General features: G+C 61.0%; 23 protein-coding genes. 18 read left to right on the forward strand and 5 right to left on the reverse strand.

Translation table 11 applies throughout. The annotated features are described in order from the left end of the window. Positions 1 to 20: 20 nt before the first annotated feature. Positions 21 to 638, reverse strand: a complete 618-nt coding sequence (locus CVS29_RS12485; RefSeq protein WP_110106655.1) for an isochorismatase family protein — start codon at positions 636 to 638, stop codon at positions 21 to 23. 10 nt (positions 639 to 648) lie between these two features. After that, positions 649 to 1,962 (reverse strand): nicotinate phosphoribosyltransferase, encoded by a 1,314-nt coding sequence (locus tag CVS29_RS12490; protein ID WP_110106733.1) that lies wholly within the window; start codon positions 1,960 to 1,962, stop codon positions 649 to 651. Between the two features lie 76 nt (positions 1,963 to 2,038). Here CVS29_RS12490 and clpS point away from each other — a divergent pair, with 76 nt between their 5' ends. From clpS to rdgB, 6 genes are all read left to right on the forward strand, one after another. Beyond that, a complete protein-coding gene (gene clpS / locus CVS29_RS12495; protein ID WP_110106656.1) occupies positions 2,039 to 2,344 on the forward strand; it encodes an ATP-dependent Clp protease adapter ClpS in 306 nt (101 codons plus the stop codon). Continuing rightward, positions 2,337 to 2,903: a DUF2017 domain-containing protein gene (locus CVS29_RS12500; protein WP_110106657.1), complete on the forward strand. Its 567-nt coding sequence runs from the start codon at positions 2,337 to 2,339 to the stop codon at positions 2,901 to 2,903. Before clpS ends, CVS29_RS12500 begins: the two co-directional genes overlap by 8 nt. Before the next feature lie 61 nt (positions 2,904 to 2,964). Continuing rightward, positions 2,965 to 3,987 (forward strand): glutamate racemase, encoded by a 1,023-nt coding sequence (gene murI, locus CVS29_RS12505; protein ID WP_179442452.1) that lies wholly within the window; start codon positions 2,965 to 2,967, stop codon positions 3,985 to 3,987. A 2-nt stretch (positions 3,988 to 3,989) separates the two neighbouring features. After that, complete coding sequence (locus CVS29_RS12510) at positions 3,990 to 4,787, forward strand: MBL fold metallo-hydrolase (RefSeq protein WP_110106658.1); 798 nt, start codon at positions 3,990 to 3,992, stop codon at positions 4,785 to 4,787. Between the two features lie 111 nt (positions 4,788 to 4,898). Next, positions 4,899 to 5,639 carry a ribonuclease PH gene (rph, locus tag CVS29_RS12515; RefSeq protein WP_110106659.1) on the forward strand — a complete coding sequence of 247 codons (741 nt, stop codon included), beginning with the start codon at positions 4,899 to 4,901 and terminating at the stop codon, positions 5,637 to 5,639. Next, a complete protein-coding gene (gene rdgB, locus CVS29_RS12520) occupies positions 5,639 to 6,259 on the forward strand; it encodes an RdgB/HAM1 family non-canonical purine NTP pyrophosphatase (protein WP_110106660.1) in 621 nt (206 codons plus the stop codon). The genes rph and rdgB overlap by 1 nt, the downstream gene beginning before the upstream one ends. Positions 6,260 to 6,390: 131 nt before the next feature. Here the strand turns inward: rdgB and CVS29_RS12525 are convergent, their stop codons facing one another. After that, the gene (locus tag CVS29_RS12525) at positions 6,391 to 7,095 is read right to left on the reverse strand and encodes a DedA family protein (protein ID WP_245932231.1); all 705 of its coding nucleotides are present in this window, start codon (positions 7,093 to 7,095) and stop codon (positions 6,391 to 6,393) included. Between the two features lie 171 nt (positions 7,096 to 7,266). Here CVS29_RS12525 and CVS29_RS12530 point away from each other — a divergent pair, with 171 nt between their 5' ends. The 5 genes from CVS29_RS12530 to CVS29_RS19110 all read left to right on the forward strand — a co-directional run bounded on the left by CVS29_RS12530 (position 7,267) and on the right by CVS29_RS19110 (position 10,672). Then, positions 7,267 to 7,698 carry a GntR family transcriptional regulator gene (locus CVS29_RS12530; protein ID WP_179442450.1) on the forward strand — a complete coding sequence of 144 codons (432 nt, stop codon included), beginning with the start codon at positions 7,267 to 7,269 and terminating at the stop codon, positions 7,696 to 7,698. Next, on the forward strand, positions 7,695 to 8,648 hold the full coding sequence (locus tag CVS29_RS12535; protein WP_110106661.1) for an ABC transporter ATP-binding protein: 954 nt from the start codon (positions 7,695 to 7,697) through the stop codon (positions 8,646 to 8,648). Before CVS29_RS12530 ends, CVS29_RS12535 begins: the two co-directional genes overlap by 4 nt. Then, complete coding sequence (locus tag CVS29_RS12540) at positions 8,645 to 9,334, forward strand: hypothetical protein (protein ID WP_179442448.1); 690 nt, start codon at positions 8,645 to 8,647, stop codon at positions 9,332 to 9,334. The genes CVS29_RS12535 and CVS29_RS12540 overlap by 4 nt, the downstream gene beginning before the upstream one ends. A 137-nt stretch (positions 9,335 to 9,471) precedes the next feature. Beyond that, the gene (locus CVS29_RS12545; RefSeq protein WP_110106662.1) at positions 9,472 to 10,470 is read left to right on the forward strand and encodes a 3'-5' exonuclease; all 999 of its coding nucleotides are present in this window, start codon (positions 9,472 to 9,474) and stop codon (positions 10,468 to 10,470) included. 76 nt (positions 10,471 to 10,546) lie between these two features. Next, on the forward strand, positions 10,547 to 10,672 hold the full coding sequence (locus tag CVS29_RS19110) for a hypothetical protein (protein WP_257032524.1): 126 nt from the start codon (positions 10,547 to 10,549) through the stop codon (positions 10,670 to 10,672). A 13-nt stretch (positions 10,673 to 10,685) separates the two neighbouring features. On the opposite strand, the gene CVS29_RS12555 is transcribed toward CVS29_RS19110, so the two are convergent. Then, on the reverse strand, positions 10,686 to 11,771 hold the full coding sequence (locus CVS29_RS12555) for an ADP-ribosylglycohydrolase family protein (protein WP_110106664.1): 1,086 nt from the start codon (positions 11,769 to 11,771) through the stop codon (positions 10,686 to 10,688). A gap of 142 nt (positions 11,772 to 11,913) precedes the next feature. On the opposite strand from CVS29_RS12555, the gene CVS29_RS12560 reads away from it, so the two are divergent. The 7 genes from CVS29_RS12560 to CVS29_RS12590 all read left to right on the forward strand — a co-directional run bounded on the left by CVS29_RS12560 (position 11,914) and on the right by CVS29_RS12590 (position 19,950). Then, complete coding sequence (locus tag CVS29_RS12560; RefSeq protein ID WP_110106665.1) at positions 11,914 to 12,270, forward strand: YidH family protein; 357 nt, start codon at positions 11,914 to 11,916, stop codon at positions 12,268 to 12,270. A gap of 1 nt (position 12,271) precedes the next feature. Next, a complete protein-coding gene (locus CVS29_RS12565) occupies positions 12,272 to 12,688 on the forward strand; it encodes a DUF202 domain-containing protein (protein ID WP_110106666.1) in 417 nt (138 codons plus the stop codon). Positions 12,689 to 12,816: 128 nt separating this feature from the next. Further along, entirely contained in the window at positions 12,817 to 13,740 is a 924-nt protein-coding gene (locus CVS29_RS12570) for an aquaporin (protein WP_110106667.1), read from the forward strand. A gap of 100 nt (positions 13,741 to 13,840) precedes the next feature. Further along, on the forward strand, positions 13,841 to 14,203 hold the full coding sequence (locus CVS29_RS12575) for an SdpI family protein (RefSeq protein ID WP_110106668.1): 363 nt from the start codon (positions 13,841 to 13,843) through the stop codon (positions 14,201 to 14,203). A 105-nt stretch (positions 14,204 to 14,308) separates the two neighbouring features. After that, complete coding sequence (locus CVS29_RS12580) at positions 14,309 to 15,472, forward strand: metallophosphoesterase family protein (protein WP_110106669.1); 1,164 nt, start codon at positions 14,309 to 14,311, stop codon at positions 15,470 to 15,472. Further along, complete coding sequence (locus tag CVS29_RS12585; protein ID WP_110106670.1) at positions 15,469 to 18,543, forward strand: AAA family ATPase; 3,075 nt, start codon at positions 15,469 to 15,471, stop codon at positions 18,541 to 18,543. The genes CVS29_RS12580 and CVS29_RS12585 overlap by 4 nt, the downstream gene beginning before the upstream one ends. Positions 18,544 to 18,642: 99 nt before the next feature. Continuing rightward, complete coding sequence (locus CVS29_RS12590) at positions 18,643 to 19,950, forward strand: MFS transporter (protein WP_306457013.1); 1,308 nt, start codon at positions 18,643 to 18,645, stop codon at positions 19,948 to 19,950. A gap of 3 nt (positions 19,951 to 19,953) precedes the next feature. Here the strand turns inward: CVS29_RS12590 and CVS29_RS12595 are convergent, their stop codons facing one another. Next, complete coding sequence (locus CVS29_RS12595) at positions 19,954 to 20,790, reverse strand: alpha/beta fold hydrolase (protein ID WP_245932222.1); 837 nt, start codon at positions 20,788 to 20,790, stop codon at positions 19,954 to 19,956. Between the last annotated feature and the right edge of the window lie 22 nt (positions 20,791 to 20,812).

Genomic DNA, 20,812 nt, shown 5'->3' on the forward strand with positions numbered 1-20,812 from the left:
AGTGAAGCGGACCGACGCGGCTACTTGACCTCTACTCCTGCGTCTTTGAGTTCCTCGAGAGCTTCCTCACTGGCGTCTTCGTCTACACCTGCCACATAGTCCCGCAACACAGTGGTGTTGTACCCGGCGTTGATGGCATCTAGGGCAGTGGCGCGCACGCAGTGGTCCGTGGCGATCCCCACAATCACAACATCTTCGACGTCGTTCTCGCGCAGCCAATCATCTAGGCTAATGGGGGCCTCGCCGTCCTCTGCCACAGATTCGTGGGCCTCACGTTCACCCACGGCAACCTCATCCTCAGGTGCCAGCAGGCCGTCGAAGCCAGAGTAGGCCGCATCAAACTTTCCCTTGCGAAAGTATGCGTCAATGTCCTCAGTATCCAGGTTCCGGTGCAGGGCTGCGCCCTTGCTGCCGGCCACACAGTGCACGGGCCAGCTGTTGAGAAAGTCCGGGGTCTCGGAGAAGTGGGCACCCGGGTCAATATGCCAATCCTGTGTGGCAACAACAAAGTCCAGGTCTTGGGCGTTTTCTAGGAATTCACTGATTTCGCTTGCAAGGTTGGCGCCGCCGGCGACGGCGAGTGAGCCGCCTTCGCAGAAATCATTCTGCACGTCAACAATGATCAGGGCCTTGGCCATGGGATGCTCCTTAGTTCTCTGCCGCAGGGACAGGTGCTGCTGTTTCGTATTCGGTAGGGATCACAGGCTCCCCGCGTTGGAGCCGGCGGGCGGCTCCGGGCAATTCGGCCATGGATGCGGCGTGCCGGGCGGTGGCTCGCACCACACCATCAGAACCGATCCACCCTGGTTCCAGCACGCCCTCGGTCATGAACCGTGCCAGCAGCGGGCGGTCATTGGTGTCAGCATCCGGGCGGTGACCAATCCCCACCACTTCGGCAGTAGCCACACCCGCGTTGTTCAGGCGGCGCGTGGCGTACTTGCGCCCACCCACACTGGTTTTGTTCTTGGAAGCCTTGGCAACAGCCACAAACTCACCGTTGTCACCTTCACGGGACACCAATTTATACACCATCGACGCCGTGGGCGCACCTGAGCCGGTCACGAGGGAGGTCCCCACGCCGTAAGCGTCCACGGGGGCTGCGGCCAGCGCTGCGATGGCGAACTCGTCCAGATCGCTGGTCACCGTGATGCGCGTGTTCGTGTTCCCCAGCGAATCCAGCAACGCCCGGACATCCCGCGCCTGGGCGAGCAAGTCACCGGAATCCAGCCGCACGCCGCCCAAGGCGGGTCCCGCAATGGCGACGGCCTTACGGACGGCGGCTTCGACGTCGTACGTGTCAACCAGCAGTGTGGTGCCGTTGCCCATGGAACCGAGCTGAGCACGGAAGGCATCCTCTTCGGAATCGTGCAGGAGCGTGAAGGAGTGGGCGGCGGTGCCCAGCGTCAGTACGCCGTAGCGCAGGCCGGCTTCTAAGTTGGACGTGCCGTAGAACCCGGCAATCACGGCGGCACGGGAGGCGGCCACGGCGGACTCCTCGTGCGTGCGTCGGGATCCCATCTCAATGCAGGGGCGGGCTCCGGCAGCACCGGTCATGCGGGAGGCGGCGGAGGCAATAGCGGAGTCGTGGTTCAGGATCGAGAGCACGTACGTTTCCAGAATGCAGGCCTCGGCAAACGTCGATTCGACGGTCAAAATGGGTGAATTGGGGAAATAAAGTTCGCCCTCTGCATAACCGTAAATGTCTCCGGAGAACTTGAAATCGGAGAGCCAGGCCAAGGTTTCGTCATTGACAACGTTGTTCTGGGCCAGAAAATTCAGCTCGTCAGGGCCAAAACGGAACTGCTCCAAACCTTCGAGCAGACGGCCCGTTCCGCCAACAACCCCATAGCGGCGGCCGTCCGGCAGGCGTCTGGCAAAGGCCTCAAAGACGCTGCGGCGATGTGCGGCACCCGAGTGCAGAGCAGCCTGGAGCATGGTCAGCTCATAGTGATCTGTAAACAGTGAAGTGCGGGGCTGTCCCCAGCTTATTGGCGTAGTCACGGAATTCACTTTAGTGGGGCAACACTAGAATGGACATATGAGTGTCAGCACAGCCCCGGAAACAGACCGGGAAGCATCAACGCGCGAACTCATCTCCCCGGACATCCCCTGGGAATTGATCGTGTGGAATGACCCGGTCAATTTGATGAGTTACGTTAGCTACGTTTTCCAAAGTTATTTTGGCTATTCAGAGGCAAAGGCGGCGAAATTAATGCTCCAAGTCCACACTGAGGGCAAATCCGCGGTGGCCCATGGTGCCAAGGAAAAGATGGAAGCCCACGCCGTAGCCATGCACGGGTTCGGCCTGTGGGCAACTGTTGTGAAGGGCGGCCCCCGTGGCTAAAGCTTTTTCCGCCGGCCGCCGTGGCATCACCGGATTCCTTGAACCCGCCGAGCGTGACCTCCTGCGCAAGCTCTTCTCCGACATCATCACCATGCTTGAACCGGCCACCCCCGCCCACGAGGATCCACTGGCGGCGCTGATCGGCCTGGACATGGATGTCCGTGTCCCCACGGACCCCGCTCTCTTGAGGCTCCTGCCGGACGCGCTCACGGGCGACGCCGACTCCGCCTTGGAGTTCCGCCAGCTCACCGAACGCTCCCTGCGCGAAAGTAAGATCGGTGCCTTGCGGGCAGCATCCTTGGGTCTGGACAGCGAGAAGCTGGTCTTAGATAGTGAGGGTGCCAAATTATGGGCCATGGCGTTGAATGATGTCCGTCTGGTGCTGGCCGAAAGGCTAGCTATCCGCACTGCCGAAGACGCCGAACGGATCCATGAGGTGCAGGACTGGGGCGATGCAGATGATGTAGAAAGTTACCTCTCGCTGGTCTATAACTTTGTCTCCTGGCTACAGGAAAGCCTGGTGCAGGCCATGCTCGTGGAACTGCAACGAACAAAATAGGTGGCCACCGGCGTCAAATATTATCTGTAGCCGGGCCGCAGGAACTATTGTTGAAACGATCATGAGCGCAAATCCAGCACGCATCACCGAAACACAGCCAGCCGGCCGCCCACCCTTGACGGACCGCCCCATCGGGATCTTTGATTCCGGCGTGGGCGGCCTGACCGTGGCCCGTGCCGTCATCGATCAGCTGCCTAATGAGTCGATCCTGTACGTGGGTGACACAGCCAACGGCCCCTACGGTCCGCTGCCCATAGCCGAAGTCCGGGCCAACGCCTTGGGCGTCATGGATGAGCTGGTTGATTCTGGCGTGAAACTGCTGGTGATCGCCTGCAACTCAGCATCGGCGGCGGTTCTGCGTGACGCCCGTGAACGTTACACGGCACGGTACGGCATCCCCGTCATTGAGGTCATCCAGCCAGCCGTGAGGCGGGCCGTGGCCGCCACCCGGACTGGAAACGTGGGCGTCATTGGCACGGTGGCAACTGTGGGATCCAGGGCATACGAGGATACGTTCGCGGCCGCCCCGGACCTGAGAATTACCTCCGTGGCGTGCCCTGATTTTGTCCGGTTCGTGGAATCGGGGATCACGGCCGGGCCAGAGTTACTAACCACGGCGGAACAGTATTTGGCGCCCTTGAAAAAAGCCGCCGTGGACACGCTGGTCCTGGGCTGCACGCACTATCCCTTGCTGACGGGCGTAATTTCCTACGTCATGGGGGACACCGTGACACTGGTATCCAGTGCCGAGGAAACAGCCAAAGATGTGTACCGGGCACTTGTCAGCCACGATCTGGAACGTGTCTCAGTGGCTGCTCCTACCCACCAATTCCTCTCAACCGGTGACGCCGCCAGCTTCGGCGTGCTGGCCAGGCGCTTTCTGGGTCCGGAGGTGCGCGGAGTGGAACAGGTGAGCCATGTTGCTGCGCATTACCCCACAGGATCTTTAGCCCGCATCACCCCGGACATGCTCGCTGCCGCCGCACAGAAACCAGGCGGTGGCGCAGTCACACAGCAATCCAATTTTGTTTTGCAGGCTTCCATAGGCAGACTTGCTGTTCCGGGAAGTATTGCGGGGGAGTAGCCATGAAGTTGACCATTGTTGGATGCAGCGGGTCCTTTCCCGGCCCGGCCTCGCCCGCGTCCTGCTACCTGCTGACAGCGCACGACGGCGTTCGGCCCTGGCGTGTGCTCCTTGACTTGGGCAGCGGAGCCTTGGGATCCGTGCAACGGTACATGGACCTAGAGGACATTGATGCCATCTTCCTGAGCCACCTGCACCCAGATCACTGCATGGACTTGTGCGGGCTGCACGTGGCCGTCCGGTGGAGTCCATACGGCTGGCACCGTGGACCGATTCCCGTATGGGGCCCGGCAGCCACAGCAGACAGGCTTGCCACCGCCTACGGACTGGACCTGGATCCAGGCATGCGCGAAGAATTTGACTTCATCAACTGGCAAGAACGTGAACCCGTGAGCGTAGGCCCATTCAAGGTCACCCCCTATTCAGTGAACCATCCCACTCCGGAGGCCTACGCGCTGCGCGTGGAAGTCACTGAATACGATGGCACCGGCATGGACCGAACCTCCGTTTTGACATACTCCGGTGACACCGATAGCTGTCAAGGGTTGGAAGACGCCGCACAAGACGCCGACTTCTTCCTCTGCGAGGCGGCCTTCGAAGAGGGCCGGGATGATCACATCAAAGACGTGCACCTCACAGGAAAACGTGCCGGAGCAGCTGCTGCCCGGGCTAACGTGAAGCGGCTGCTGCTCACTCACATCCCCGTGTGGACGGACACCAACAAGGTGGTGGCCGAAGCCCGTGAAGTGTATTCCGGTGACGTGGCCGGTGCCGTGGCGGGTGTGCACTACACGATCTAGGAGACCGGAGACCGTTGTTAAGATTGGAGGCCTGTGCACCTGCCTCAAATCTTAACAACGGACTCCGAAGACCGCGGCAGCCCGTGCACGCGAGGCTATAGGCTGGTATGCATGACAACAAATGAAACACTGCGCGCCGACGGCCGCAGCAATGACCAGCTCCGCGACATCACCATCACCCGCGGCTGGTCCAAGCAGGCCGAAGGTTCGGCCCTCATTGAATTCGGCAACACCCGGGTCCTGTGCACCGCGTCTCTGACCCCCGGTGTGCCGCGCTGGCTCAAGGGCGAAGGTACCGGCTGGGTCACGGCCGAATACGCCATGCTGCCGCGCGCCACCAACACCCGCAACTCCCGTGAATCAGTCAAGGGCAAAATTGGCGGGCGCACCCACGAGATCTCCCGCTTGATTGGACGCTCCTTGCGCTCCATCATCGATACCAAGGCCCTGGGTGAAAACACCATAGTCCTGGACTGTGACGTTCTGCAGGCCGACGGCGGCACCCGCACCGCCGCGATCACCGGCGCCTACGTGGCCCTCGCCGACGCGATTGCCTACGCCAAGGAAAACAAGCTGATTGCCAAGAACGCAAACCCGCTGATTGACACCGTCTCCGCCATCTCCGTAGGCATCATCGACGGCGTTCCCATGCTGGATCTGCCCTACGTTGAGGACGTCCGCGCAGAGACGGACATGAATGTTGTTGTCACCGGCTCGGGTAAGTTCGTTGAGGTTCAAGGCACCGCGGAAGGCGCCCCGTTTGACCGCGATGAGCTCAATCAGCTCCTGGATTTGGCCCTGCTGGGCACCACGGAACTGTCCCGTATCCAGCGCGAAACCCTCGCCAACTAATGGCGCCCAAGCTCATCCTCGCCACCCACAACCAGGGTAAGTTGCGTGAGCTCCGGGAGCTGCTGCGGGGCCAGATCCCGGGCCTGGACGTTGATACTGACGTGCTCGACGCCGGAGCCATCCACGCCCCGGATGTTGCCGAAACAGGGGTCACCTTCGCAGATAACGCACGTCTTAAGGCTCATGCCGTGGCGCAATTCAGTGGCGTCTTGGCCATTGCTGATGACTCCGGACTGGCCGTGGATGTCCTGGGCGGGGCCCCGGGGATCTTCTCGGCCCGCTGGGCAGGGACGCATGGAGATGACACGGCGAACCTGAATCTGCTGCTCGCTCAGCTTTCCGACATCAGTGCCGAACACCGCAGCGCACGTTTTGTTTGCGCCGCGGCACTAGCCAGTGCAGACGGGTCCTTGGATGTTGTGGAAGAGGGAACTCTTGAGGGAACTTTGCTCAGTGTTCCCCGCGGCGAGGGCGGTTTTGGATACGATCCCATCTTGGCGCCCTCAGGGCTGGAGGTCTCCTGCGCCGAGCTAAGCAGCGCGGAAAAGAACGCCATCAGCCACCGCGGCAATGCCTTCCGCGCACTGCTGCCGCACATAGTGAAGGCACTCTCCCACTGAATCTCGCCGCCACGGCGACTGCAGGCGCTGAGAATTCAGGCGCTGCGAATGCAAGTGGTGGGAAATAGAGGTGGAAAAACGAAGGCGACCCCGGGCTGATGCCCGGGGTCGCCTTCGTGGTGGTGGAAGAACTACGCCTGTGAAGCCCTCTTCTTATTGCGCTTGATCATGGCCTTAATGAATTCAATGCCGATGGGAATGACCGAGAGGGCCACGATGCCGATGAAAATTATGTCCAGGTTTTTTTGGACCCAGGGGAAATTGTCACCCAAGACGTAGCCGAGGTAGGTGACGCCGCCGGCCCAAGCAACGGCACCAATGGCGTTGAAGATCAGGAACTTGCGCATATCCATCTTGGCCACGCCCACAATGACGGGGACAAAGGTGCGGACAATGGGGACGAAGCGGGCCAGAATCAGGGCCTTGCCGCCGTGCTTTTCAAAGAAGGCGTGAGCACTCTCAACGTGCTGCCTCTTGAACAGTTTGGATTCTGGTTTGTTAAAGATGGCGGGGCCGGCCTTGTAACCGATGTAGTAGCCCAGCTGGTTTCCAAGGAAACCTGAAACAATCAGCATTCCCATGAGCACCCAAATGTTGACGGGCATACCGCCGGTGCTCACCAGCAGGCCTGCCGTAAAGAGCAGAGAATCGCCGGGTAGGAAGAAACCCACCAGCAGGCCAGTCTCGGCAAAGATGATGGCGCAGGCAATGATGACCACCCAAAAACCAAGTGCCGGGTGGTCCAACATGTTCATGGGGTCCAGCCAGTCGGGCAGGATGCCGAGGGACGGCACGGCCCCGTGTCCCACGAGCGCGGGCAGGGCGGAGGCACTCAATGCAGTAAGTATCACGATCCAAGATTACGTTACTTCCCTGTGCGATATCTCCACCCTTGGGACGATCTTTGGGGTTGACAGTCACCACTATGGTCGTATGGTTAGTTACATGAGTAATGAACCAACGAGGTTAGCGGTGGTCCTCGGGAACTGGGCGAAGGTGGTGGCTGCGTGATTGATGACAGCAAGCCGATCTTTGTACAGATCGCGGAATTGATTGAGAACAACATTGTTGAGGGCGTGCTCGCTGAAGAAGCCCAAGTGCCCTCCACCAATGAGTTCGCTGCCTTTCACCGGATCAACCCGGCCACCGCCGCGAAAGGTGTGAACCGGCTAGTTGATGACGGAATTCTTTATAAGAAGCGAGGCATTGGCATGTTTGTTGCTACCGGCGCGCGGGAGATCCTCATGAGCCGTCGCCGGGAAGTCTTTTACGAACAATTCCTCCAGCCGTTGGCCAGAGAGGCTCGCAAGCTGGGGATCGACGGCGTACAACTAGCGGCGATGCTTGCCAGGGAACAGATGCTGGCCAGGGAACCAGAGCTGGCCCCGCATGAACCGGCTCGGGGCAGCACAGCACAGTTAAAGGAAGGCGCATTGTGAGTACAACAGTTGTCAGCATGGAAAACGTGTCCAAGGCCTACAAGGACGTCATGGCCCTTGACGGAGTCAGTCTCAGACTCGAACAGGACAAAATTTACGGCCTGCTGGGACGCAACGGCGCAGGCAAGACCACGCTCATGTCTGTGTTGACGGCACAGGGATTCGCCAGCTCGGGGGAGTTTAGCGTCTTCGGGGAACAACCCCATGAAAACGAAAAGGTGCTGAGCCGGATCTGTTTCATCAGGGAATCGCAGAAGTATCCCGATGACTTCAAGCCCTTCCACGCGTTCAAGGCCGCAGCCATCTTCTACAAGGACTGGGATAACGCTCTGGCCCTGCAATTGGCCAAGGACTTCCAATTGCCCATGAAGCGGCGGATCAAGAAGCTCTCGCGCGGTCAGCTCTCAGCCGTGGGCGTCATTATCGGCTTGGCCTCGCGGGCCGAACTGACTTTTTTTGATGAGCCTTACCTGGGGTTGGACGCCGTGGCCCGCCAGCTCTTCTACGACAGCCTGCTGGCCGACTACTCCGAGTTTCCACGCACCATTGTTTTGTCCTCCCATCTCATTGATGAGGTGGCCAATCTGCTCGAACACGTGATCGTGATCGACAAGGGCAAAATCATCGTGGACGACGATGCCGAGAACCTCCGCGGCTCGGCCTTTAGTGTCGCCGGTCCGGCAGCCCGCGTTGAATCCTTCGCAGCAGCCCGGGCGGTGCTCCACCGCGAAGGGATCGGGGCGCTGCTTTCGCTGACGGTCGAGGGTGTGCTGAGCCAGGCCGAACGCCGGGAAGCGGCAGAACTTGGTTTGGAAGTTGGGCCCGTCTCGCTGCAGCAGCTCGTCATCAAAAAAACGCTCGATGCCGGCATTGCCGGCGTCCCCGATGGGGCAAGGGAAGAAACAGCCAAGGCAGCAAGGAAGAGCAGCCGGATGGGAGCATCACAATGAACCGTGCAGTGGGAGTTGCCAAAATGCAGCTCATAAGCAAGTGGACCTTCTTGGGCATTCCAGCGCTCATTATTGGGGTCTCCTTCGCCTTCAGCCTTCTCATCTGGGCCATGATCCCGGATTCGGTGGGGACCAAATACTCAGGTGCCGGCCAGGCAGTCATGTGGTATTTCTTTGGTCTGGGCATCCAGTCATTGACCTACACATTCCCGTTTTCCCAGGGCCTGAGCATCAGCCGGCGCAACTTCTTCTTTGGCACCGTGGGATTGTTCGCCGTTATTGCCGCCAGCATTTCGGTGCTCTACGTGCTTTTGGGGTTCGTGGAGGCAGCCACCAATGGTTGGGGATTGCAGGGGCAGATGTTCAGCCTCGGCTGGGTCTCCGAGCAGCCCTGGGGTGGGCAGCTGTTCTTCTACTTCGTGGTGATGATGTTCCTTTTCCTGGCAGGGTTCTGGGGTGCGACTGTGTATAAGAGGTGGCAGACAACCGGGCTGCTGGTGATGTTCATTTCTCTGGGAATCCTGCTGGTGGGTTCCGTGGCGTTGATCACCTGGCAGGGCTGGTGGGCCGCCGTCGGCAGCTGGATTGTGGCCCTGACCCCCGTCACGTTGGGTCTTCTGGCCCTGGGGCTCGCGGCACTGCTCGGTGTTGGCGCCTACCTGACGTTGCGCCGGGCAACACCCTGAACCGTCACGGCAAGTACGACGCCGGTGGGCCAGGTTCTGAGCGAATCTGGCCCACCGGCGCTGCACTTTGTGCGAACAAAGGGTGGGCCCGCTCATCTTCTGCTGGCGGTGTCAGTGGGGAAGGGTAGCCTTGAGAGGTGGCTCTGGACTTTACTGCAATTGATTTTGAAACCGCCAACGGATTTAGGGGATCGCCCTGCTCCGTTGGTCTAACAAAGGTCCGTGGCGGGGTGATAGTTGAGGAAGGCTACTGGCTCATGCGCCCACCGGAGGGCCACGACCACTTTGATTCCCGCAACATCACTATTCACGGCATCACCCCTGACGATGTGGCCACGGCCCCGCGTTTTGCCGAGGTGTTTCCGGCGATTGGCGCTTTCATTGGTGCGGATCCGCTGGTGGCGCACAATGCGGCCTTTGACCTGGGCGTGATCCGTTCCGCAGCAGAAGTCTCGAAAATCCCCGCACCTGCGTTCGACTATGCCTGTACCGTGATCCTTTCGCGCAAAAACTATTCACTGCCGTCGTATTCGTTGCCGTTTGTGGCCGAGGCTGCCGGTGTACCACTGCAAAACCACCACGACGCCACCGAGGACGCCCGCGCCTGCGCCGGGATCATGGTGGACATTGCCGGCAAACACGGCGTGGATTCCGTGCGCGGGGTATTTGAATCGATGACGTTGGCCATGCCGCACGTTGACGCCTATAACCCCTCCACAGATGAGCTCTCCAAAGCCACCCGCTCGGCGCTGGAGAGGATGGTGCAGATGCAGGCTGGGATCGCCGCTGGAACGGCTCGTGGCGGGCGCTCCAGCTGGTCCACTGAGGGTCCAAACCCGGAACCGAACACCCACGCTGACATCGCCCACCCGCTCTTTGGACAAACCGTGGTCTTCACGGGCGATCTGAGCCTGGGCCGTCCTGAAGCAAAAATCAGGGCAGCGGCTCACGGAGCCCAGTGCGCCAGCAATGTAACCCTAAAAACCACTGTGCTGGTGGTGGGCAGCGGCTTCACGGCAGTAGATTTACGCAGCGGACGGCTGACCTCCAAAGCCAAACGTGTCCTAGATCTGCAGCGCCGCGGACAAGGCATTGAGGTGCTCTCCGAGGGCGAATTCATGCAAATGGTTGGCTGAACCGCCCGCACTCCATTTTGGTCATGCTGGGCAACAATCTTTCGAAACCTCACAGGCACGGTTCTACTCTGAATTTATGAGCCAACGTGCCGATATCCCTGCAGTTACCGCCGCCGCCGACTTTGAGCGGTGGCCATTATTGCTGCCGGGTCCGCCCAAACGCTTTGCACAGCGCATTGGCGCGGTACTGTCCCTGGGCTGAACGGGTAGTTGAACTACTCTCCGGTGGTGAGCTTGATGAAGTTGGCTCCCAGACGCCGGATCAGGGAGGGTGCCTCGCACAGTTTCAACCACGACGGCGGCAGGGCAACTTCCCCGTAGAACGCACCTAGGATGTTCCCGGTGATGGCCGCAGTGGAGTCACTGTCTCCGCTGTGGTTGGTGGCAAGGCGGATGGCATCCAAGAAATGCCCCGCGGGCGAAAGTGCACCAGGCGCCGTAACCAGCACGGCGTAGACAGCAACAGCAAGTGCCTCCTCAGCTACCCAACCCAACCCCAGCGCGTCGGTGAGGGAATCGCCGCTGAGGGGTTCGCCGTCGTACGTGGACAAGGTCAGGGCCGCCTCAAGGCGTGCCAGCAGCTGGGCATCTGCACCAGGCTCGGCAACAGCCCGCTCCCTGGCGGATTCGGCACCGGCACGCAGCGAGAGCCCGCCCATGACCAACTGGTGGATGAGCCAGCTAAACGCCCCGGAGGACTGGCGCGCCGAGGGATGCCCGTGGGTCAAAGACGCCGCATCGGAGCTGATCTTGTACACCGTTTCCGCCTCGATATTAGGCAGCAATCCGTAGGGCGCCGAACGCATCACTGTCCCGCAACCCTTGGAATCGGGGTTGACGGGGCGGAAAATGGTGCCCATTTCCCCGCCCGCCAAACCACTCACGCACGCATTGCCGGGGTGGCGTTGGTGGTGGAGCACGCTCTGAGAATCAATCCAGCGGGGGGCCTGCTCCGGGGTGTGGCTGGGCACCTGCATATTCTGGGTCTTGAGCCAGCGCAGATACGCGAGCCATTGGCAGGCGTTGATATCGGCACCCACACCGCTATTGGCCCACTCCAGCACATCCAACAAGCCATCAAGGGTGTAAAGGCTCATCTGAGTATCGTCGGAAAAATGCGGTGTGCCGGACGCCTGGGACAAGTCCACCAGCAGCGCCGGACCATACTTCGCCTCAATGGCGGCGAGGGAATCGAACTCCACAAGGTAGCCGAAGGCATCACCTAAGGCGCCTCCCATGAGCGTGCCCTGGACGCGGCTGGCGAAGTCGGCGGGGGGAGCGGGCTGAACTGGAATGGTCATGAGACCAATTTACCGTTTCCGGCAGCGGATGCGGGCCAAGACAGCGGTGCGGCTGTGAGGAGGCGTACGGGGGCCGAAGTAGACTCAAAGGCGGTGCTTCTTGTGCGCCCACCACAAACTGCCCGAACTTTTGAGGAGATCCATGCGCGAGCCCGCCTGGCGACGGACCGGAAAAACACCTGACTACCGCTTTTCACTAGCCAATGAGCGTACCTTTCTGGCGTGGGTGCGGACCGCGCTGGCCCTCTTGGCAGGTGCAATAGCAATTGATCAGCTGGCCCCGGAAATTGCGCCGCCATTGATTCGTATCATCTTGTGCATGGTCCTTGCCGTGATTGGTGCCGTGCTGGCCATTGTCAGTTACCGGCGCTGGGCTCATCAGGAACAGGCCATGCGTAATGATGAGGAACTGCCGCACTCGTGGCTCATGCTGGGGATGACTGTCATTGTCTCGCTCGCCGCCATTGTTTTTGCCATCTTGATCCTGGTCCAGCCCTAACATGGCCTCCTCTGTGGCACCTGTCCGGGACCCCGGCCTGCAGCCTGAACGCACGGCCCTGTCCTGGCGCCGGACCATCATGAGCGCCGTGGTGGCCGATCTTCTCATTTGGCGCGGCTGGTTGCAGACGTTGACTGGCTTCGGTGGGGGCCCGGACACCGGACTTGGGCTTGGCGGAGCGTTGGGCGGATATTCAGCCCATGTGGTGGGAATGGGAGTCTGCGCGGCCGTGGCCGCCCTGACAACTATTGTTTTGGTGCTGTGCGCCGCTGCCCGGATCCGGCTTCTGCACTCCGGCGTTGCACCCTTGGAGTCAGAGGGGCATATTGCCGTTCCGGCTCTTATAGTACGTACAGCTTCGGCCGCTATAGTTACTCTGGCTGCCACCACGGTGTGTGCGCTGGCACTAGGCATGTGAGCTTGGCGAGTGTCCTGTTTGCTCTTCTGCCTAGCTTTCCTGTCAACTTTCTTGCCGGGCCCGCTGCTGCATCACCGTGTGAGCGCTAGCCCCCTGTTTTTGTTTCCCATTCGAAGGATTTTGCCCTCATGACTTCATCCGGAACAGCCAATGCCCCGGTGCATGCCTACCCGCTCAGTACCCGCGTAGCCCTTGAGGGGCTGGGCAGCTTTTTCATTGTCTTTGCCGGGCTTGGCACCGCCTTGTTCAGCTCCGGCGGGTCCGGTGCCACGGTGGGCTTCGCCTATGGTCTGGCCATGGTGGCCGCCATCATCTCCTTCGGTCACGTCACCAACGGTTACTTCAACCCCGCCTTCTCGTTGGGTATGGCAGTTGCCGGCCGGTTGAAGTTTTCTGCCGCTCTTTTGTACATTGTGGCCCAGACTATTGGCGGCATTTTGGCCGCGGCAGTTTGGCTTGCCATGATGCGGGTGATGCCCGCCGGTGCCACCCCTGCTATGCCCGAGCTCTTCGGTGCGTTGGCCAATGGCTTTGACGCCCACTCGCCTTCGCAAGTGCCCATGATCGGTGTCCTTATCATCGAAATGGTGGCGGTTGCCGTCTTGACGGCCATGCTCTTGGGCGCCACCTCGCCCCGGAACAAAACCACCATGGGCCCGGTTGCCATTGGTCTGGCTTTTGCGGTTGCCGTGGCCATCACCATGCCGCTGAGCAATGGTTCACTGAACCCGGCCCGCGCCACTTCAGTGGTTTTCCTGGCTGACTCGTGGGCGCTGGGTCAGCTGTGGCTGTTCTGGGTTGCACCTCTGGTTGGTGCGGCCCTGGCAGCCGTCATTTACCGCTACTTTGCCCCGGTCCGAACGGTTGACGTGCCGGTGAGGGACGCTTCCTCCTCCGCGCTGCTGACCTCTGGTGCTGTGCTCACCCAGGCGCACGCCGAGAGTACCGTTGAGGGCGCCACTGAGAGCGTCACGCTGGCAAAGGGGCGCACGATTGCAGGGATCGATGAGACTGACGAGGCCCAAGCGTTCTTCGACACACCCCAGAAGTAACCTCACAGCAGTGCCGAGCTGACCCCGGTATGGGGGCGAGAAACCGCCCCTACTACCGGGGTCAGCTGTGTTTGCGCCGGAGCCGGGTTAAGGTTAAAGCATGCTGATCTTCTCCCTTGTGTTCCTTGCCCTGTGTTCGGTGGGCCTGGCAGCACTGACCCAAGCGTGCGCCACCGGAAAGATCAAAGTGAACCCATTCGTGGGGATTCGCACCGCTAAGACCATGGTCAATGCCCAAACGTGGCGGGCTGGACACGGCGCGGCAGTCCAGCCTATGTGGGTCTCCGGGATTGCCGCAGCCGCTATTTCACTGGCCGGGCTGTTGTTTCTAGATGCCCCTGAAACCCAAATGATCATGGTCCTGCTGGCTTGTGCACTGCTGCTCTCTGCTGCGATCTATGGGGCAAAGTTGGCCAATACAGCCGCCGTTGAAGCCCTGACCGTGGAAAAAACCCGCCGCTGAGCCTGCCCGTGTCAGTGCGTGAACTGGTGCTGACCCCGCCGTTGGGTGGGTTGTGCTGGCTTACGCGGGTCATTGAATGTCTGTGCCCTCCGATACCTTTGAAGCATGAAGCTTCTGCACACCTCAGATTGGCATTTGGGCAGGTCGTTCCACGGCGTTGGAACCCTGAACGCACAGCGGCGCTTTGCCGACCAACTCCTTGACACCGTCCTGACGGAAAAAGTGGACGTGGTCCTGGTGGCCGGTGACGTATACGACCGCGCACTGCCCAGCGTTGACGTGGTGAACCTCTTTGATGACATCTTGGCCAGACTGAACAAGGCAGGGGTGCAGGTGGTTATCACCAGCGGCAACCACGACTCCGCCACCCGTCTGGGTTTTGGTGGCAGGCTCCTGGAATCCGCCGGTGTGCACTTGCGCACGCGGATTGCGGACCTTGCGGTGCCCATCCTGTTTCCTCTGGAACCCCAGGGTGAGGGGATGGTGGCAATTTACGGTATCCCGTTTCTGGAGCCCCGTCTCGTGGCCGAGGAACTGGGTGTAGAGACCGGCACCCACTTCAGTGTGACGGAGGCGGCCGTGCATCGAATTGCCGAAGACCTAGCTACCCGGCCCGCCGGCACCGCGTCCATTGTGCTGGCCCACACCTTTGCCAGCGGCGGCATCACCTCTGCAAGTGAACGTGATCTAGCCATTGGCGGTGTTGGGGCGGTGCCGCTGGACCTCTTTGAACCGTTCAGCTACACGGCTCTGGGTCACCTGCACGGACGCCAGAAACTGAGCGCAACAGTCCGCTACTCGGGCTCCCCCTTACCGTATTCCTTCTCCGAGGCGGCCCATGTCAAGGGCGGCTGGCTGGTGGAGATCACGGCGGACGGGCTGGGTGAGGTGCGCCAGGTTGACTGGGCTCCGGAAAAGTCGTTGAGCCTGGTCAAAGGCAAGCTCGAGGATTTGCTGAACAATCCCGACTGGGAATTTGCGCAGGATAACTACTGCCAAATCACGCTGACGGACAACGACCGCCCGGAACTGGCCATGGACCGGCTGCGCATCCGTTTCCCGCACACCCTGGTGCTCATGTTCGAGCCGGAGACCGCACGGGAGGGGGACGCCCAAAGCTATGGCGCCCGCATAGCCAAGGCCGCCGACGATCTGGAGCTGTGCTGCGGATTTCTGGACCATGTGCGTCATCGCGCCGCGAACAACGACGAACAGCAGCTTTTGCGTGCAGCCTTGACTGCCGTCCGTGAACAGGAGAGCGCCCAGTGAGAATTCACCGCCTTGAAATTCAGGCTTTCGGCCCCTTCGCGGGCCGAGAAATCATTGACTTTGACCAGTTGGGAGCGCAGGGCCTGTTCCTACTCAATGGCTCCACAGGTGCCGGGAAAACAAGCATTCTGGACTCCATTGCGTACGCCCTGTATGGGACGGTACCCGGGGCCCGGTCCAATTCCGCCAATCAGCTGCGTAGTCACCACGCAGCCGAAGGAGTGGGCCCGGAAGTACTGTGCGAGTTCACGGCCGGTGGGCGCCGCTTGGAGGTTAGGCGCAGCCCTGAATGGATGCGCCCCGTTAAACGCGGAAGCGGCACCACGCGTGAACAGGCAAGCACCCAGCTGCGTGAAAAGAACGCCGACGGCTGGGAAGTGAAATCAACCCGCAACGATGAAGCCGCCGGCGAGATTCAGCAGCTTCTGGGCATGAACATGGCCCAATTCACCAAGGTAGTGCTGCTGGCCCAGGGCGAATTTGCAGCCTTCTTGCGGGCCACCGCCGCGGACCGCCAAGCCTTGCTGCAACGGTTGTTCGGCACCGATGTGTATGAGGGCGTTGAAAACCGTCTGGCCGCAGAATCCCGCACAGCCCAGGGCGCCGTCGCCACCGGTATGGCGGAGCTGCTGGCTAAGGAGGAATTGGCACGCAGCCAAAGCAGGTCGGTGCTGGCCGCCTACGCCGCGCAACTAGCCCAGGCTAAGGAGGGAGGGCAAGCACCGGAGACTGCCGAACCGGTAGAACTTCACGGGATGGAGCTTTTTGCCAGCCTCGGGGAGCAGCTTGAACGCGCGTTGACCCTGGCCCAGGCGCATGCCCAAACGTCACAAGAGGAGTCAGAGGCACTCGTAACGTCCGTTGCGGAGGAGCAGAACCGGCGTACACGCCACCAGCAACTGGTTCAAGCCGTGGCCGAACAAGAGCGGCTGGCAGGCTTAGCCGATGAGGAAGCGCAGTGGCGCCACAGCTTGGAGTTGCACCATCAGGGACAGGTTTTGGCGGCCGTGGTGACTGCTGCGGCCAAGAGTGCTCGGGAAAGCACTCAGGCACAGGAGGCGGCAGCGAGAGCCGCCACAGTATTTGACAGCAACCCGGTGGCGGCGGCGCTCTTAGGCCAGCCGGGTGCAACAGCAAGTATTGAGGATTTACAGACGCTGGATAAAGAACTCATCAGGCAGTTGGCCGCCGTGGACCGGGCCCTACCTGATGAAACTCGGCACGCGGGGAAAAGTGCGGCCCTGGCCAAAAATGAGAAAGCCCTCGCTGATGCTCTGACGCAGCGCCAGCAACAAGATGCCGCGGCCACAGCGGCCAGAGCCCGTCTCACGGAGGTACAGGACCGGGCGGAGACGCTGCGCGCCGGGGCCGTCGATGTTGAGCACGCAGAACAAGCCGCCACGGCAGCTAAAACATTGGTGGGCACCATTGAGGAATACCAGGCACACTGCGTGGAGCTCGTGCAACTAGAAGACGCGGAACGTGAGGCGCGGGATAAGAGCCTGAATTGCCGGCAGAGCTGGCTAGAAGCCATTGAAAGCCGGCTCAGCCAGGCAGCCGGGGAACTGGCGGCCACGCTCGTGGAGGGGGAACCCTGCCAGGTCTGCGGCAGCACGGTGCATCCGGCGCCCTCACCACTTGCCGCTGCCGGGGCGGACCTCCTGAAGGCCGAGAGGGCAGCCAAGAAGCTCTCTGATACTGCCGAGGCGGCAGCTAAAGACGCCGGTACCCGGCTGGCCCAGGCCAGGAGCGCGCTCGCAGTCCTGGCCGAGCGTGGAGGCGAGGGTGAATTGGCCAAAGCACAGGACGCCGTGGTGCAAAGGCGCCAAGCACATCAGGAGGCCAAAGCGGGTGCCGCAGAACGCGATGCCCTCCACCAAGAAGCCGGGGAGTTGCAGGAGCGCCTGGAACAAGCCCGGGAAGGTGTTGTTGCGGCGGCCGGGCAGGCGGCGTCTTTGAGTGCAGCGCAAGCGGCCCTGGCAGAGGAAATTGCTGATCTGGGCCAGCAGCTGGAGCTGGCCCAGGACGGGTACACCTCGCTGGCGCAACGGCGGGTTGCGGTGCTTGCGGCCCAGCAGCCGGGGGAGGAGCTCCTCGTGGCACTGCGTAAAAAGGCCGCTGCCATGACAACGGCGCAGGATGCGGGCGCCGCGTTGGAGAAGGACCTCGAAGGTTCCGTTTTTGCCGATGCCAGCGGCGTGCAGGCAGCCTTGCTGGCACCGGGGACCGCGGCCGCGCTGGATGAAAAAATCAAGGACCACGCCAAGGCCGTGGCGGTAAACACTGACCGCCTCGCGACTGCTGAGATGCTTGCCGCCCGTGCGGAGACGGTGGTGGTGCTGGGGGACAATGAGCTTGCCGCGTTGGCGCAACAGAGCCGGGTGGCTGTACAGCTGGCAAAAACGGCGGAATTGGCTGCGGGTATGGCACGCTCAGCCGCTACCGAAGTGCGCCTCACACAAGCGGACTTCATGGCGTTGGAAGAGGGTGTTGCGCCGCTGCGGGAGAAGGCGAAAATGCTCTTGGGTCTGGCTGAGGCAGTGCGTGGACAAGGCGAGAACAAGTACAAGATGACGCTCAGCAGCTATGTTCTCACGGCCAGGTTGGAACAAGTCGCCCAGGCCGCTTCGGTGCGCCTGGCCACCATGAGCGACGCCCGCTATACGCTGCGGCACAGTGATGCCAAGAAGGGAAACCAAAAGTCCGGGCTGGGCTTGGAAGTAGTGGATGAATGGACAGGGATCAGCCGAGACACCGCCACCTTATCCGGTGGCGAATCCTTCATGGCGTCACTGTCGCTGGCCCTGGGTCTCTCGGATGTGGTGCAGTACGAATCCGGCGGACTGGATATAGAGACCTTATTTGTTGATGAGGGCTTCGGCAGCCTCGATGAGCAGTCCTTGGAGCAGGTCATGGATGCGCTCGAAGGACTGCGAGACGGCGGGCGCATGGTGGGGCTGGTCAGTCACGTTGCTGAAATGAAGCAGCGCATCCCCGTGCACCTGCATGTCCACAAGGGCCGCCATGGCTCCACCGTGGAGCTGAAAATGGCGGGAGCGCAAGCCTCGTGAACGGATAGACTGGAGCAGCCTTTGTGCCAGCAAAGCCCATAGCTGAGACGGCACCGGCCACCACCACAAATGATTTTTCGAAAGTAGCTAACCATCTCTTTGTCATTGCCGACCCCCGCTGCCCCTGCCCAGAAGGGCGGGCGCTATTCGGTGCTGCCCAGACTTGCGGGCACCAGCTACATTCCGCTGGGTCTTTTTGCCCGGGTGCCGTTGGCGATGCTGACCATCGGTGTGCTGACCATGGTCACGCAGGTCAGCGGGTCTTACGCCATCGGCGGTTTTGCTGCAGGCTGTATTGGCATTGGTGCCGCGGTGGGTTCGCCCGTGGTGGGGTATTTGGCGGACCGGCTGGGCCAAAAACGTATACTGCTGGTGGCCGCCGTGGTCAACGCGCTGCTTGTGGCGGCTGTGGTGATCCTGGCCTACACGGTCCTGCCTACCGACGGCGCCCAGATTACCGATGGCGGCACCCTGGCAGTCTTTGCTGCCGCGCTTATCTCCGGCGCCACCTCACCGCAGGTGGGGCCGCTGTCCCGGGTGCGGTGGATGGCTCTGAGTAAGAAACTACCCGCCAACCAGCGTGGTCCAGCCGTGGATACGGCGCTGTCCCTGGAGGGCACGGCAGATGAGATTACTTTTGTGTTGGGCCCGGCTCTGGTAGGTCTGCTCGCCTCGCTGGTGGCACCTTGGTTGCCGCTGGCATTGGCCGCCATTATGACAGTGGTTCTGGTGACCCTTTTTGCCTTACACCACACCGTGGAATCCGTGGGGCCGCGCACTGCCGCCAGCAGCACCGTGGGCAATGCTGGCTATGTGGCGAAAGAGAAACCCAACTGGCTCCTAGTTGCTGTCCCCGTGGCAGGGATGCTCGCCATGGGAACCTTCTTCGGATCGGCTCAAACTTCTTTGACTGCTTTTACCGGCGTTCACGGCTCGGTGGACCAGGCGGGGCTGATGTACGCCATCATGGGCTCCAGTTCTGCTGTGACGGCGTTGTCGGTGGCCTACTGGTCCACGAAATTCACGTACGCGTGGCGCTGGGTACTGATGGCCACGTTGATGGCGGGCGGGGCTTTCCTTTTCCTAGTTCCCCAATCTCTGGGCCAGATGGTGTGGGTGCTGCTGCTCATGGGCCTCCCCGTGGGCCCTGTCATGGTGTCCATCTTCAGCGTGGGCAGCATGGTGGCGCCGCAGCAATGGATGGGCACCGTCATGACGGCGCTCTCTAGCGGCATTGTTGCCGGGACCGCACTGGGATCAGCACTGTCAGGTTCATTGGCCCAGAATCAGGGGTATTCGGCGGCGTTTCTAGTCCCGATCATGGCAGCCACGGCGCTGGTTGTGCTGGGCCTGCTCTCCGTGATGGTGCTGCGCAAACGCCAGCAGGCACAGCACTCAAACACCTAGCACCTAGCTCAAGAAGCTCAAGGCGGCATCCTTGAACTCGCGTGAGGTCACCGTGTTGTTATGGGTTCGTCCCTGGATCACCAACTGGTTGCTTCCGGGGCTCAGCTCCGCCAACCGGGTCATGCTGCGGGCACGTTCATCGAGACTGCCGGCCACCAAAAGGATGGGCATGGAAGGTACGGCGTCGGTGGGATCAAACGGCTCCATTTTCACCGCCTGAATCAGGGACAGGAGCGCAAAAATATCGTTGGAGGGAATCACCTGCGCCATGTTCAGCAGCCAGGCCGTTGAAGCATCGGCAATGGGCGTGCCGTCATTGAGGAAGTCTTGTGCTGCCCGTAAATCAAAATCGGCCAAGGGATCCTCCGGGTTAGGGCCGCCCAACACCATCTTGCGCACCAGTTCGGACTGAGTTGCACCAAACTCCCACGCTAAGCGGGACCCCAGTGAGTACCCAATGAGATCGACCCCGCTGGTGGGGTCTGCATCGACTCGGGGACGCACACCTTGATCAATGAGGACTTGGAGCAGATCGGCGCGGATCTTCCCTGGTGTGTAGGAGTCCAGATCATAGGGTGCGGTGCTGCCGCCATGGCCTGGCAGGTCAACGCTAATCACCCGGCGCCCGGCCTGATTGAGGGCGGTGACCCAGCCTGTCTTGACCCAGTTCAATTCAACGGATGAAGCAAAACCGTGGATCAGCAGCACGGGAGGCAGGGGAACAGGCTCCGTAGCTTCAAAGCTAACAACGTGGAGTCCGGCTTGGACGCCTTCAATGCTGTGCGGAGAAGTTATTGCAGCGTGCTTGCCGGGTGAGGGCATCTTGCCTGGTGAGGACATGGGGTGAGCCTTTCCCGCAGCG

The organism is Arthrobacter psychrochitiniphilus, from assembly GCF_003185915.1.
Lineage (GTDB): Bacteria > Actinomycetota > Actinomycetes > Actinomycetales > Micrococcaceae > Specibacter > Specibacter psychrochitiniphilus.

Bases quoted from the DNA above. Each gene is read 5' to 3' on its own strand.
- CVS29_RS12485 (WP_110106655.1), bottom strand. From the start codon at position 638: ATGGCCAAGGCCCTGATCATTGTTGACGTGCAGAATGATTTCTGCGAA.
- clpS (WP_110106656.1), top strand. From the start codon at position 2,039: ATGAGTGTCAGCACAGCCCCGGAAACAGACCGGGAAGCATCAACGCGC.
- murI (WP_179442452.1), top strand. From the start codon at position 2,965: ATGAGCGCAAATCCAGCACGCATCACCGAAACACAGCCAGCCGGCCGC.
- CVS29_RS12510 (WP_110106658.1), top strand. From the start codon at position 3,990: ATGAAGTTGACCATTGTTGGATGCAGCGGGTCCTTTCCCGGCCCGGCC.
- rph (WP_110106659.1), top strand. From the start codon at position 4,899: ATGACAACAAATGAAACACTGCGCGCCGACGGCCGCAGCAATGACCAG.
- rdgB (WP_110106660.1), top strand. From the start codon at position 5,639: ATGGCGCCCAAGCTCATCCTCGCCACCCACAACCAGGGTAAGTTGCGT.
- CVS29_RS12540 (WP_179442448.1), top strand. From the start codon at position 8,645: ATGAACCGTGCAGTGGGAGTTGCCAAAATGCAGCTCATAAGCAAGTGG.
- CVS29_RS19110 (WP_257032524.1), top strand. From the start codon at position 10,547: ATGAGCCAACGTGCCGATATCCCTGCAGTTACCGCCGCCGCCGACTTT.
- CVS29_RS12555 (WP_110106664.1), bottom strand. From the start codon at position 11,771: ATGACCATTCCAGTTCAGCCCGCTCCCCCCGCCGACTTCGCCAGCCGC.
- CVS29_RS12560 (WP_110106665.1), top strand. From the start codon at position 11,914: ATGCGCGAGCCCGCCTGGCGACGGACCGGAAAAACACCTGACTACCGC.
- CVS29_RS12565 (WP_110106666.1), top strand. From the start codon at position 12,272: ATGGCCTCCTCTGTGGCACCTGTCCGGGACCCCGGCCTGCAGCCTGAA.
- CVS29_RS12570 (WP_110106667.1), top strand. From the start codon at position 12,817: ATGACTTCATCCGGAACAGCCAATGCCCCGGTGCATGCCTACCCGCTC.
- CVS29_RS12575 (WP_110106668.1), top strand. From the start codon at position 13,841: ATGCTGATCTTCTCCCTTGTGTTCCTTGCCCTGTGTTCGGTGGGCCTG.
- CVS29_RS12580 (WP_110106669.1), top strand. From the start codon at position 14,309: ATGAAGCTTCTGCACACCTCAGATTGGCATTTGGGCAGGTCGTTCCAC.
- CVS29_RS12595 (WP_245932222.1), bottom strand. From the start codon at position 20,790: ATGTCCTCACCAGGCAAGATGCCCTCACCCGGCAAGCACGCTGCAATA.